A 13,507-nucleotide genomic window follows, 5' to 3' on the forward strand; every position below is an offset into this window, starting at 1 on the left:
ACTCGTCTGACGAGCGCGGTAGGGCGGCTGCGGCGGGTCCCGGCCGACGCCCGGGTCTGCGGGTGCTGGTCAGACCCGGGCGCCGAACATGAACGGTCCGCCGATGGTGTCCATCGACTCGTACCGTACGACCGTGCCGGTCCGAGGGGCGTGGAGGATCTGGCCGTTGCCCGCGTAGAGGCCGACGTGGTGCAGGTCGTTGAAGAAGAAGACCAGATCGCCGACCTGGAGCTGGCTGCGGGTCAGGCGGGTGCCGATGCCCGTCTGAGCCTCTGAGGTGCGCGGTATGGAGACGCCGGCCTGCGCGTAGGCCCACGAGGTCAGACCCGAGCAGTCGAAGGAGGACGGGCCGGAGGCGCCGTAGACGTAGGGCTTGCCGAGCTGGCTCTGCGCGGCGGAGAAGGCGGCGGTGGCCCGGCCGGAGGCAGACGTGTCCTTGCCGAGGTCCACGCGCTCGGTGGAGGAGCGGTTGGCCCGTGCCTGCTCGTCGGCGAGCGCGGCCTTCTCCTCGGCGGTCAGTGTGTTGAGCAGCTTCTGTGCCGTGGCGAGCTTGGTCTGGACTTCCTTCTTCTTGTTGCCCAGCTCGGTGCGGGTGGCGGCGAGGTCCTCCAGCTTCGCGGTCGCCTCGGCACGTTCCTGGGCGAGTTCGCGCTGCTTGTTCTGAATCTTCTTCAGTTCCTCGACCTGCTGGCCGCTCAACTGGTCGAGCGTGGACGCCTTGTCGAGGAAGTGGTCCGGGTCGGCGGACAGGAAGAGCTGGACCGAGGGGTCGATACCGCCGGAGCGGTACTGGGCGGTGGCGAGCGAGCCCAGGCCGTCGCGCAGCGTGTTCAGCTCCTGCTGGCCGCGGGCGACGCTGTCCTGGAGGGTCGAGATCTCCTTCTGCAGCTTCTGCTGCTTCTCCTTGGCCCCGTTGTACTTCTCGGTGGCCTGCTCCGCCTGCTCGTAGAGCTTGTCGACCTTCGCCTTGACCTCGTCCTTGGCGGGCTTCTGGCTCGGGGCGGCGTTGGCGGCGTTCGCGCTGAGCACGACGGCCGCGGCGGCTGCGGTGGTCAGCACGGTGGCACGTGCGCGGCTGGGCTGCTTGGGCCGACGGTGGGACGCCACAGGGGCGAGCTCCTTGTTCCTTCAGCCGCCTGCCGACACGTCGGCGGGCGGTGCCCCTCCACCGTCACTCCTTATGAGTGATCACCCGAGCGGGGGCCGGAGCAAGACCTTAATGAGTTTCCCACGAACAGATCAAATGTTTCCATGAAGAAGCATCGGCAAGGGCCTGAACCGGGATCGAGGAGTTGGTTGCCGCAGTGCGTGCCCCATCCCCGGGTCAGGTCGGGCAGTCCGGCCAGTTGGTGGGAGACGGCGGAGACCAGCGTGCGGTCGGCGCCGACGCACGCGCTGACCGTGAGCGACAGGCCCGGGACCGACGGCTGAGCTTCAACTCGTGGCCCTCCCAGCGGGCCAGGGCTGCGGCCGGCCGGTCGCAGCCGGGGACCAGGACGGTGCCCTGGCCGCTGAGGTTGTTCTCCCGGCGCTGCAGCAGCGCCTGCTCCCAACCGCCGGGCCAGTAGGCCGAGGCCGGCCGGCGGTCCGATGACGGGATGAGGACGTGCTCGGGTACCGCCACGCCCGCCTCGGCCAGCAGTGCCGCCGAGTCGATCTTGTCCGCGGCTGGTTCCGTGATCGTGACCGAGGCAACGAGGAGCCGTGCTGCCGTGCTGCCGTGCTGCCGTGCTGCCGTGCTGCCGTGACCCTACCCGGGCGTTGTGGCCGTGGTGTTCGGGCGCGAACACCACGGCCGGGTCTCGTTTCCGCGGGGCCGCGGGCGGCTCCCGGGGCGCTGTGGGCCCTACGGTCAGCAGGGGCGACACCGGCACGTGGCCCAGCCAGTCGACGGCGGGGCGGGGCGGAAGGAGGCGGGCAGGAACGCGGACCTGGCCAGGAAACCCCACCTCGTCCACCAGGACGGCGGGCAGGGCCATCCCCCGGTCGGCGGCCATGCCTTCCACGACAGGCGTGGACGGCGCCGACCGGTTCGTCACGGACGGGTGTCACGGGCGCACGCCCCAGAACGAACGGACACCGCCGGCCCGCCGCCGTCCTGGGCCTGCCGATGCTCGGTGCCGGCTCCCCCCGACGCCCATCAACTCCCCCGTCCCCACCGCGTTCCCCGGCCCGCGAACATCAGCGTGTCCACGGGGCAGAGGACACGGCAATGTGCCCTTCTGCTCGTCTGGGCGGGCTGGGCGGCCGCGGTGCCGGAGGAGACCGAGGTGCCAAGCGCCGGCAGGGCACGTCCGCTCCCCAGGCCGTGCGCCGGTCACCGCGGCAGCTCTCCGGGTTGGGGCGGAACCGTGTGCCCGGTGCCCCTGACCGGCACCTTCGGCACGCTTACGGGGCCCGGTGCGGGCGATCGGTTCGAGCGTCGGGGCACGAGGGTACTCGGAGCCGAGGCCGTCCGGCAGAACGCGAGGGGGCCGACCGAGAGGTGTGATCATGGACCATTCGCGGGTTCCCGTTCTGGAAGCGTTGCAGGAGTTCCGGCGCCGAGGAGACATCGTCTACGGACCGCCCGGACACAAGCAGGGTCTCGGCGTGGATCCGCGGGTGGCGGACATCGTCGGTCTCGATGTGTTCCGCGCGGACGTCCTCACCCTCAACGGGCTGGACGACCGCCGCGAGTCCCAGGGCGTGCTCAGCCAGGCCCAGGACCTCATGGCGGACGCAGTCGGTGCGGAGCAGGCCTTCTTCTCCACCTGCGGCAGCTCCCTGTCCGTGAAGACGGCCATGCTCGCCGTGGCCGGCCCCGGCGAGAAGCTGCTGCTGTCGCGCAATGCGCACAAGTCCGTGATCGCGGCGGTCGTGGTCAACGGTGTCGAACCGATCTGGGTGCACCCGAAGTTCGACGGGCAGCGGCACATCGCCCACCCGCCGGAGCCGGACGACGTGCGCGACCGGCTGCGCGAGCACCCGGACGCCAAGGGCATGCTGCTGATCACTCCCACGGACTGGGGGAGCTGCGCGGACATCCAGGGCGTGGCCCGGGTCTGCCACGAGTTCGACGTCCCCCTCATCGTCGACGAGGCCTGGGGCGCCCACCTGCCCTTCCACCCCGATCTGCCGCCGTGGGGCATGGACGCCGAGGCCGATCTGGTGGTCACCAGCGTGCACAAGATGGGCGGCGCCATCGAGCAGAGTTCCGTCTTCCACCTTCAGTACGACCGGGTCTCCCCGGAGGTCCTCAAGCAGCGCGAGGACCTGCTCGGCACCACCAGCGCGTCCAGCCTGGTGTACGCGACCCTCGACGGCTGGCGGCGCCAGATGGTCGAGTACGGCCACGACCTGCTGGACGCCGCGCTGCGCCGCGCGGAACGTGTCCGGAGCGTCGCCGGTGAACTGCCCGGGCTGCGGCCGATGGGCCGGGAAATCGTCGAGGAGGGTCTCACCGCGTCCTTCGATCCCCTGAAGATCGTGATCGACGTACGGGAACTCGGCGTCAGCGGCATGCAGGCCAGCGAGTGGCTTCGGACGCACCGGCACGTCGATGTCGGCGGTTCCGATACGTGCCGCATCAGTGCCTCGATCACCTATGCCGACAACGACGAGACCGAGAAGGTGCTGGTGGACGCGCTGCGCGCGCTGGTCGACGGCGCCGGCTCCATGGAACGGCAGCCGCCGGTCCGGCTGCCCGAGCCGTCCGCCCTGGAACTGGAGCAGGCCATGCTGCCGCGCGAGGCGTTCTTCGCCGAGGCCGAGCACGTACCCGCCGAGCGTGCCGCGGGGCGGATCGCCGCCGAGATGATCAGTCCGTACCCGCCCGGCGTGCCGGCCGTGGCACCCGGCGAGGTGATCACCGAGGGGGTGCTCGACTACCTGCGTTCGGGCGTGGAGCACGGCGTACTCATCCCGGACGCGGCCGACCCGTCGGTCGCCACACTCCGCGTGGTGGCCCGGCGCTGAGGCGCACCGGCGCCCTTGCGCACGCCGCACCGAAGCGGATCGCACCCATCCCGGCCATTCCCACTGGCGAGAACCAGCCATACGTCACACACGACCCGATCCTCACGCGGAGGAACCCGCTGCTCGCCCTTGCCGCCGTGACCGCCGGCCCGTCGCTCACCGCCTGCTCCAGCCACTCCTGCGCGGCGTCGGCCGGCTCCCCCGTCGGCAGCGCGTCCCGCGAGGCGAGCACCCGTCGGTTACGCCCAGGGCCCCCGCCCCCACGCCGTCATCGACTCCCTCGGCGAGGAGACCGGCTACTGCCCGCCTGTGCGGCACTGGAGCGGACTGTGAATGCGCCTTCGCCCCTCCGGGAGCCGAAGTCCCGGTGGGATCCGGCCCGTTGCTACGGCGAAGAGCAACGAGCCGGACGCGTTTCGGGCCCGTGCTCCCTGGCGGTCCCGGGCAGCGACGGGCCGCTTCGTCACGCTCCGGCAGTGTCCGAGGCCGCGGATGCCAGTCGTGCCGCGGGCGGCAGAGGCGTGTGCTGGGGGCAGGCCTCGAACGCCTGGATCACATAGCCCGCGAACCGCCGGGAGGCCGCGACCCGGGTGGCGGCAGACGCGGCATGGATCCCTTTGTTGGCCATGAGCATGAGAATGAGGTCGTCCAGCACGAAGTCGGGACGCAGCCGCCCCGCGGTCTTGGCTCGCCGCGCCAGATCGGCTACGGCTCTCACCGTGTGCTCGCGGCCTTCGGCGACCTCCGCCGCCCCGGGAAACGTCGACATGAACGCTTCGGTGAAGCCTCGGTCGCGTGCGTGCAGCGCACAGATCTTCTCGATCACCAGGCAGAGGCCACGCCACGGATCGGGATCGGCGCACCCCTCGTCGACGATGTCGCGACACGCGCGCAGTTGGTCGGCGAAGACCGCGGTGACCAGCGCCTGCTTGGTCGGGAAGCGACGGTACAGAGTGGCGGGTCCGACCCCTGCGCGCCGGGCGATCTCCCGCATCGGCACATCAAGGCCGTTGGCGGACAACAGTGCGCGGGCCGCGTCGAGGATGCGTTCGCGGTTGTCGGCAGCGTCGGAACGCAGGGCCTGAGGCAAACGGGCGGTCACCCCTCTCACTTTAGCCAAGTGGACGGAGGCGTCCGTTACCGTCCGGAACGCAGAGCAGCACACGAAGGAGCACGCACGCGTGCGGTCCGCAGATGGGGAGACGACATTGAAGGCGATCGTGATCGAGAGGTTCGGGGCTCCCGAGGGTCTGGCCGTCGTCGACCTGCCGGCGCCCGTGCCTCCCGCCGGGCACGTGCTGATCGCCACGGAGGCCGCGGGCGTCGGCGGCGTCGACGCCGTGATCCGCAGCGGTGCTCTGGCCGCCTACGGTTTCAAGGAAGGGCACGTGCCCGGCAGTGAGGTGGCGGGCACGGTCGTCAGCGTCGGCGACGGCGTCGACACGTCGTGGCTCGGGCGCCGGGTGTGGGGATTCACCGGCACGGGGGGCGGTTACGTCGAACGGGCCGTGGCCCCGGTGCGGGAGATCCTGCACCTCCCCGAGAACCTCTCGTCCGTCGACGCGGTGACGCTCGGCGGGTCCGGAGTCGTGGCCCACCACGCGCTCGCGCACGCCCGTTTCGTCCCGGGAGAGACGGTTCTGGTACGTGGTGCGGCCGGCAGTATCGGCATCACGACCGTCCAGCTCGCCGGCCGACTCGGTGCCGGGGCGGTGGCCGTCACCACGTCGTCGGCCGAACGCGGCGAGCGTCTGCGGCAACTCGGCGCGACCCACGTACTGACCCGCTCCGGCGACGGGGGAGCGGACGCTCCCGCGGGCTACGACGTCATCATCGACATCGTCGCGGGCCCCGGCATGCCATCGTTCTTCGACCTGCTCAATCCCAACGGCCGCATGGTCGCCGTGGGCGTTGTCGCAGGGCCGCCCCCCGCCGACTTCGGCATGAAGCTGATGGCCGCGTTCCAGAAGTCCATGTCCTTCTCCACCTTCAGCGCGGACACCGTCGCGGAGGCCGACCGGCGTAGCGTGCGCACCGAACAGTTCGCCGCCGCGAGCCGCGGTGAACTGAAGACGGTGGTCCACGAGGTGCTGCCACTGGACCAAGCCGTCCTGGCACACCGGAAGATGGACGCCGGCGAGGTCTTCGGCAGGATCGTGCTGACACCGTGACAACGCGCCCTGGGCAGCGCAGTTGGCACCGGCGTGCTCATCGTGGGTACTGGCATGAACCACCGGCGGGCAGGGCGTGTCGTCGGCCCGGCATCGCGATCGGCCGGTTGCCTCGCGCGAAGGGCCGCACGGATCGTATGCGGCCGGCCCCACGCGGAGGAGGACGAACGATGCCCGTCTTCCACGCCTCCGGTTGGCCGGCCGCCGCGGCTGCCCGCGTGCTCGCGCCGGCGGCCTGCGGCACGGTCACCGCGGGCCGTGTCGGGACCCCCTGGCCGCACGCTCCGCAAGGACCTCACCGACACCTCACACGGCGTCCGTCCATCCCGGCCCGGCACTCGGCGGCTCCGCCCACTTCGCCCAGTACCACGACGGAACCAATGGGCGATCCGATCGTCACCGAACGCGAGTTGCCCGCAGCCAACGACGCCCTCCAGACTTCGCCCGCACCAGCCCGTCACCGACAGCCCGCACATCCAGCCCCACACTCTCGACGGCAGGAAAGCCGCGGTTCCGTCGGAGGACTACGTCCCGGCACACACCTTCTCGGCCTGTGCCGCGAGCTTGTCGGCCTCCGCCTTCGACTGGGCGAGGTGGTCCCTCTCGGCCATGCCCGGATGGCCACCGGCGTTGATCTGGGCAAGGTAGGCGCTGGTCTCCGCGTGGTATGCGGTCGGCCTTCTCCGACGCCTGCCGCGCGGCGGTACACGAACTCTGTAGCGGTGTGCTCGGGACGGCGTGGGCAGGGCCGACGAGCAGGCCCACGCTCAGGGCACCGGTGGTGAGGGCGGTGGCGAATCGCATGCGCACACCTCCAAGGTATGGCGGTCCTTGCCTGCGGCCGCAAAACGGCCACGCCTTCCCAGTACAACCGACGGCGGCGCCCCGCGCACCACGATCACCGGCAGCGGCCGGTCTGCGGGCGGGCGCCCGCCAGGCAACGACCGCACTCTGGGTGAGTGGGCTTACAGAGCGCCGTGAGAGACGTTTCCGCCGGGCAGTTGGGGCTGCCGCCGGTGCTGGTGTGCGGCGGGCCAGGGAGCCGAGGGCAGGATCTGCGCCAGCTCGTGGCGTACGCGGTCGGCTTCACCACGGGCCTGGGCCGGCACATCACCGCGCTCTGCGACAAGGCGGTTGAAGATCGGGGTTTCGTGGAACACGCTGGGATCTGCCTTCTGAGGTGGTCGCAGCACGGCAACCACCGAGCTGCGAGCTGATCATATGACACCGCACGGGACCCGACTCGGGTTACCGTCGGGCCGCGGCGATACCCAGCGTCGAGCTGCCCGGGGGCCGCGTGTCATCGCTTCGTCCCGCGTCCCGCGACTCCCCCCGGCCGAGCCGCCGCTCCGCACATCGACGAAAGGGGCCGTCAGCGTGTCGTCAGCATGCCCTCGCGCAGCCGCGTCAACGTGCGGTTCAACAGCCGGGATACGTGCATCTGGGAGACACCGAGGCGTTCGCCGATCTGGGCCTGGGTGAGTTCCTCCACGAACCGCATGTGGATGATCTGCCGGTCCCGCTCGCCGAGTTGGTCTATCAGCGGGGCAAGGGCATGGAAGTCCTCGACCAGTTCCAGAGCCTGGTCCTCGACGCCGATGAAGTCCTGCAGCGCGGCTTCGCCGTCGTCACTGCTGTTGACGGTGGCGTCCAGGGAAGTGGAGTTGTAGCCGTTGGACGCGAGCCGGGCCTCGACGACCTCTTCCTCCGGCAGGGACATCAGCTCCGCGAGTTCCGCCACCGTGGGGGTACGGCCCAGCCGGCTGCGGAGTTCCTCGGTGGCGCGGGCCAGTTGGACGCGGGCCTCCTGAAGTCGGCGCGGTACGTGCACGGCCCAGGTCGTGTCCCGGAAGAACCGCTTGATCTCACCGACGATGTACGGGAGCGCGAAGGTGGTGAACTCCACTTCACGCGACAGCTCGAACCGGTCGATCGCCTTGATCAGCCCGATCATGCCGGTCTGGACGATGTCCTCCGCCTCCTGCGGGCCACGGCTGCGGAAGCGGCCTGCGGCATAGCGGACCAGGGACATGTTCATCTCGATCAGCGTGTTGCGAGCGTACTGGTACTCCGGCGTGCCCTCCTCGAGCACCTGCAACTGGTCGAAGAACACCTTGGACAGTCCACGAGCGTCCTTCGGTGCCACCTGGGAGGGATCCTCGACCTCCGGTAGCCCAGACGTCTGCGTGTGCGTTGTCGCGGTGTTCGCGAGCGCCATTGCCGTGTCCCTCCTGAATCGAGCCGATCGGACAACCGGCCGCCTGCAACGGCCGATGGCAGCCCGCCTACCCGTGCGCCCTCGTCCTATGCCTGCTACCGCACGAATAGCGCCACTCCCGGGACGCGGCCGGGGCCAGTCACGGTGGCCCCGGCCGGTTCGCCCAGGGTGACCGGGTCAGTCCACGCCGGCAGCGAGGCACTGGGCGAGACCGATCAGCTCGGCCAGCCGCAGCACTCGTCCACCGAACCCTGGCAGGGGAACGGGCAGGGGCTCGGTCCACCGAGCAGGGATCGCGTCGAACCCGTGGTACGCGCCCGCGAGAGCGCCGGTGACCGCGGCGACGGTGTCGGTATCGCCGCCGATGTCGATCGCCGCGCGAAGGGCGTCTTCGAAGTCGTCCGTGGTGCGCAGCGCCCAGACCGCCGACCCCAGGCAGGGCCAGACCGCGCCGTTGAACTCGGGTGCCGACCGGAAGCCGTTCAGGCACCAGCCGCCCCTCAGAACAGTCTCCCGCCCACACCGAAACCCGAGGTGCGGGGCTCGACTTGCCGCCGGTCCGGCATCGGCGCCGGCCCGCGCGTGTGGGCGGTTCCTCACCGCTTCTTGGTCAGCCACTCGGCGAGGACGGCGGCCTGGCTGTGATCCACGTCCTTCGTGGCGGTCAGCAGCATGAGCTTGTCGTGCGCCGCCAGGTCGCGCAGATGTCCTGCCGCCTCGCGGTGCTCGGCGTCGCGCAGTTCCGCCAGGTAGCGGCGGCGGAACTCCGAGAAGCGGCTGGGCTCATGGCCGTACCACTTGCGCAGTTCGGTCGAGGGTGCGACGTCACGCAGCCACTCGTCCAGGTGCGCGTCCTCCTTGCGCATGCCGCGGGGCCAGATCCGGTCGACCAGCACGCGCTTGCCGTCCTGCGGCTCGGTCTCCTCATAGACTCTGCGATAGGCGATCTGTGTGGCCATCGCGCTGTCCTTCCCCAATCGGTCGGCTACTCCTGCCTTCGGTGAACGGACGACTCCGTTCCCTGCGGAGCGGGTGCTCCCGACTGCTCCATTTTATCGAGCCCGATCACACGACCCCGTGGTGACTCCACCGCAGGGCGCGGATCACGGTGCCGGCGCACCGGGCGCGGTGCCCGTTGTGGCGAGTGATGGCGGACCATGGAAGGGGGCGAACGAAACTCGCAGGCTTCGGCCTGTCGGCGGTGATGGAGATGAAGGGTTCGATCCGGCTCGGAACGATCCGCGGTCTGGTGGTACGGGCGCACTGGACCGTGCCGCTGATCATGCTGCTCTTCGCCTACGCGCTGGCCCGTCAGGTGCTGCCCGGGTACGCGCCGGGCCAGGCACCGGCCGTCTACGCGGTCGCCGGCGTCGTCGCCGCCTCGCTGCTGCTGGCCAGTCTGGTCGTGCACGAGGCCGCACACGCCCTGACGGCCCGCAGGGCGGGGATCTCCGTCAGGGACATCACGCTGTGGGCGCTGGGGGGACTGACCCGGATGGACCGGCCGACGACGGCACGGGACGCCTTCACCGTCGCCGGCAGCGGGCCGCTCGCCAGCCTGCTGCTCGGGGGCGTCGGCGTGGGCGCGGCAGCCGCGGTGCAGGCGGCGCTGGGCTGGCGGATTCCGGTGGCCGTGCTGAGCTGGCTGGGTGGTACGAACCTGCTGCTGGGGATCCTCAATCTGTTGCCCGCCGCGCCGCTGGACGGCGGGCGGCTGCTCCAGGCCGTGCTCTGGTGGCGCACGGGCGATCGGGAGCGGGCCCAGCGGGCGGCGGGAGGCTCCGGACAGGCCGTGGGCATGGCACTGGGCTTCCTGGGATGGCTGGCGTTCATGAGGGGGAACGCGGGCGGACTGTGGCTGGTGATCGTCGGGCTGTTCGTCGCGAGCGCCGCCGCGGCCGAGCGGCGCTGGGCGGGGCTGGTCATGGCGCTCCGGGGCGTGCGGGTGAGCCAGGCGATGTCCACTCCGGTGGAGACCGCCCCCGGCTGGCTCACCGTGGACCGCTTCCTGTCCGAAGCGGCGTCACAGACCCGGCACTCGGTCCTGCCCCTGCTGGACTTCGACGGCCGTCCCAGCGGTGTCGTGCGGATCCGCGGGCTGGCCGCCGTACCGCCCGGGCAGCGGCAGTCGCTGCGAGTCCAGGATCTCGCGGTGCCGCTGTCCCGGTGCACGTCGGCCGCACCGGACGAGGCGCTGAACGCCGTCCTGGAGCGCCTGGCCGCCGGCGGTGGCCTGCCCGTTCTGGTCATGGACGAGGGCCGGCTGTGCGGAATTGTCACCGCCCACGACATCGACCGGCTACGGCGTGGTACTCGGCGCTCGCCGGCTCTTCCCGAGTCCTGCGGACCACCACTCCGGGCGCCCGGCAGCCGTGCGGGCACCGGCAGCCGTCGGGGCCACGGCGGCCGTCGGGGCCATGGCAGCCGCCCGGTCTGGCGTGGCCTCACCTCGATGCAACAGGGGTGAACCCGAGCGAACCGATGTGACCAGCGGACCCCACTGAGGTGGCAGAGGTACCGCGTCGGCGCGCACAATGTTCCCCCGGACAGGGCTACGGGGGTGTATCCGCGGGAGGTGAACGACCACGGGTATTCCTTTTGAACCCCATCTGTCGGTGCCAGGGCTGTCACCGGTACGCGGCGTGGGTGTCGAGGCGAGCAGGGCCGCCGGATGGCTGGCCCGGCTGCCGCTCGACATGGCCGCGGGAGGAGTCGGACTTCTGGCAGGGCAGCTCGGCCGCATCCGGCCGAGCCGAGAGGGGGGCGGGGACGACGCGCCGCCGGTCGAGGGTGACCTCACGGTGATGCTGGTGCACGGCCTGGGCGACGGCGATTCGATCGTCGCGCCGCTACGGCGAGGACTGGACGGTCTCGGCGCCGGGCCCTTCGTCACGGTGAACTACCAGGCGTTCGGCCCGGACATCCGCGTGGCAGCCCGCGTCCTGGGCGAGCAGGTGGAACTGGCGAGCGCCGGCAGCCCCGGACGCAGCGTCGTCGTCATCGCGTACAGCCTCGGCGGGCTGGTCGCCCGTTACTACGTCCAGGCGCTCGGCGGTGACGCGCGCGTGCCGCTGGTGGTCACCCTCGCGACGCCGCACGGCGGAACAGCCGCGGCCCTGCTGGCGCCGCCGCATCCGCTCCTTCGCCAGCTACGGCCGGGCAGCAGCCTGCTGACCGAACTGGCCGGGCCGGCCGCCGACTGCCGTACGCGGTTCGTGGCCTTCTACAGCGACCTCGACGAGGTCGTCATCCCGGCGTCCAGGGGGCGCATCGACCATCCCGACCTCAAGGCGCGCAACGTACTCGTGCCCGGCGTCGGCCACCTGACGCTCCCCTTGCACCAGCCGGTCATCGACCAGGTGCGCTCACTGCTGACCGCCGCACGGCAGACCGACCGCTTCCGCCGCGGACCTGGCGAGCGCCGGCGGCCCCGGACGAAGCGCGGAGCGCCGAGTCGCTCCCGGTGTACCGATGACAGCAGGACCGGACCGGGGGACGCCGAGAGCTAGTGCCCGGGCAGGCGACGTTCGCCCCGTCGCGACGCCCGGCACGCTCCCCCGCTGCGCGGGAGGTGCCCCCACTCGCCGCACCGGCCGAAAGGCCACGTACGCCCAGTACGAGGACTTCCGGCCGGCACGCCGACAGCACGCACCGGACGCCGCTCCGTGACGGGCAAACGTTGCCTGCCGGGGCACCAGCCGCCGACAGCTCGGCACGTTCAAGCCCTGCTGACGGGACGGGGCACCACCGGGTTCGCGGCCCGTCAGGCGTGCACCTTCTCCGCAGCGGCGAGGACGGTGGAACGCGCCTGGTGGCGGCGCTCGTAGTCCAGTACCCGCCGCGTCAGGCTCTCCCCCGCGTCGGCGAGGCGCTTGCGGATGTCGCCCGCGTTCATGGCGTCGTAGCCGGGCCAGGGTTCCGGGCCGAGGAGGGCCGCGATCCTGGCGAGGACTGCGGGGCGGGCCGCGTGGGAACGCTCGTAAGCGCCGACCGTGGCGAGATCCGTCTGCGAAAGCTGCGGGAGCCGGCCGACGATCACCCTGGCGCTGAGCCTGCGGTAGTCGGGGATCGGCAGCTCGTCCCCGGAGATCAGGGCGCCCTGCGGCACGCCCTGGAGCCTGTCCACGCCGGGCATCCGCTCGGCCGTCTCCCGCAGCCAGGTGCTCCAGTCCCGGACCGTCTGTGTGGCACCACCGACACCCAGGCCATCGGTGACCGTCACGGCCACCTCTGCGGCCGCCACCGCCGCCTCCGCCTGCTGTTCGAGACAGCGGGCGAGTTCTTCCAGCGTCTCCTCGCCGTCCCGGCGGATCGCGCCGAGCAGGTCCTCGGTGACGTCGTCCTCGGCGCCCTGGGCCATGTGCTCGGCGGCACGGCAGATCGCCACGGCGAACGCGGTGGCCGCGTACTCCTCTTCGACGTTCTTCAGCAGCCGCTGCCCCGTCACCCTTCCTTGCTGGCTCCGCAGCAGGGCGCTCGGCGCGAACATGGCCGCGTCCATGGGCAGCCGGAAGGCCTGCCTCGTGAGGTCCCAGGCATTGCCCAGGACGTTCTCCACGAGCCGCCGGGGTTTCAGCGCGGCCAGCCGTTCGTCGAGGGCGTACACATGCCCGCGGGCGTCGCCGACTCGGCGCTCCAGGAGTTCCCGGTACTCCCCGGGGGGCGTCATGGCGAGGTCGGCTTTGAATCGGTCGGCAAGCGCGGCTTGGGCCTCACGGACCTCGCGCAGCGCGGGAACGAGCACGTCTGTGGCTAGGGCCATCACGTTTCCTTACGGCTAGGGCGATGCTCTCATGACATCGGGCCAGAGCGGCCCCGCCCCCCTCGCTCCTACCGTGCACCGAAGCGCCCGGCCCCGCATCTTTCCGACGGCCACTCGTACGGTTCGGTGTGCTGCGGCAGCTCCCCGCCCGCACGAGGTGACGCACCTCACAGTCGCATCCCGGTCGCGCACTGCTTCCACTCACCAGATCGGGGTAATTCGGAGGGAGGCAAATAAGCACCATGGGTCGTCCACTTCTCAGGTCAGCCGAACATCACCGTCAACACTCTGATCGTCGGCATCACCGTCGGTCTGATCGGTTTCGGGCTGACCCTGGTCCCGGAGCGGATGTTCCGCCTCACGTGGACGGTCGTGCCCCTCGGCGTCTGGCTCCTGGTC

At 71.1% G+C, this 13,507-nt stretch carries 9 protein-coding genes and 2 pseudogenes; 5 read left to right on the top strand and 6 right to left on the bottom strand.

Annotated features, from left to right (window positions below):
• Positions 1 to 69: 69 nt before the first annotated feature.
• Entirely contained in the window at positions 70 to 1,107 is a 1,038-nt protein-coding gene (locus ACZ60X_RS38955; protein WP_469609360.1) for a C40 family peptidase, read from the bottom strand.
• A 1,386-nt stretch (positions 1,108 to 2,493) separates the two neighbouring features.
• On the opposite strand from ACZ60X_RS38955, the gene ACZ60X_RS38960 reads away from it, so the two are divergent.
• Positions 2,494 to 3,957, top strand: a complete 1,464-nt coding sequence (locus ACZ60X_RS38960) for an aminotransferase class I/II-fold pyridoxal phosphate-dependent enzyme (protein WP_469609364.1) — start codon at positions 2,494 to 2,496, stop codon at positions 3,955 to 3,957.
• Positions 3,958 to 4,420: 463 nt separating this feature from the next.
• On the opposite strand, the gene ACZ60X_RS38965 is transcribed toward ACZ60X_RS38960, so the two are convergent.
• Complete coding sequence (locus ACZ60X_RS38965) at positions 4,421 to 5,059, bottom strand: TetR/AcrR family transcriptional regulator (RefSeq protein ID WP_469609366.1); 639 nt, start codon at positions 5,057 to 5,059, stop codon at positions 4,421 to 4,423.
• Positions 5,060 to 5,165: 106 nt separating this feature from the next.
• Here ACZ60X_RS38965 and ACZ60X_RS38970 point away from each other — a divergent pair, with 106 nt between their 5' ends.
• Positions 5,166 to 6,128 (top strand): zinc-dependent alcohol dehydrogenase family protein, encoded by a 963-nt coding sequence (locus ACZ60X_RS38970; RefSeq protein ID WP_469609484.1) that lies wholly within the window; start codon positions 5,166 to 5,168, stop codon positions 6,126 to 6,128.
• 1,372 nt (positions 6,129 to 7,500) lie between these two features.
• Here ACZ60X_RS38970 and ACZ60X_RS38975 read toward each other — a convergent pair.
• From ACZ60X_RS38975 to ACZ60X_RS38985, 3 genes and pseudogenes are all read right to left on the bottom strand, one after another.
• Positions 7,501 to 8,346: an RNA polymerase sigma factor SigF gene (locus ACZ60X_RS38975; RefSeq protein ID WP_469609368.1), complete on the bottom strand. Its 846-nt coding sequence runs from the start codon at positions 8,344 to 8,346 to the stop codon at positions 7,501 to 7,503.
• A gap of 177 nt (positions 8,347 to 8,523) precedes the next feature.
• Positions 8,524 to 8,922 (bottom strand): annotated as a pseudogene (locus ACZ60X_RS38980) (ADP-ribosylglycohydrolase family protein); the annotation flags it as partial.
• A 20-nt stretch (positions 8,923 to 8,942) separates the two neighbouring features.
• Entirely contained in the window at positions 8,943 to 9,305 is a 363-nt protein-coding gene (locus ACZ60X_RS38985) for a DUF488 domain-containing protein (RefSeq protein ID WP_469609371.1), read from the bottom strand.
• A 251-nt stretch (positions 9,306 to 9,556) separates the two neighbouring features.
• Between ACZ60X_RS38985 and ACZ60X_RS38990 the strand changes: the two genes are divergently transcribed.
• Positions 9,557 to 10,813: a site-2 protease family protein gene (locus tag ACZ60X_RS38990; protein WP_469609374.1), complete on the top strand. Its 1,257-nt coding sequence runs from the start codon at positions 9,557 to 9,559 to the stop codon at positions 10,811 to 10,813.
• Between the two features lie 148 nt (positions 10,814 to 10,961).
• Positions 10,962 to 11,855 carry an alpha/beta hydrolase gene (locus ACZ60X_RS38995; RefSeq protein ID WP_469609377.1) on the top strand — a complete coding sequence of 298 codons (894 nt, stop codon included), beginning with the start codon at positions 10,962 to 10,964 and terminating at the stop codon, positions 11,853 to 11,855.
• A 254-nt stretch (positions 11,856 to 12,109) separates the two neighbouring features.
• Here ACZ60X_RS38995 and ACZ60X_RS39000 read toward each other — a convergent pair whose 3' ends face one another.
• Complete coding sequence (locus ACZ60X_RS39000; RefSeq protein ID WP_469609380.1) at positions 12,110 to 13,108, bottom strand: hypothetical protein; 999 nt, start codon at positions 13,106 to 13,108, stop codon at positions 12,110 to 12,112.
• Between the two features lie 291 nt (positions 13,109 to 13,399).
• On the opposite strand from ACZ60X_RS39000, the pseudogene ACZ60X_RS39005 reads away from it, so the two are divergent.
• Positions 13,400 to 13,459: pseudogene (locus ACZ60X_RS39005) on the top strand (SPW repeat protein); the annotation flags it as partial.
• Positions 13,460 to 13,507: the final 48 nt, after the last annotated feature.

It is taken from the genome of Streptomyces sp. NPDC104106 (assembly GCF_055584345.1).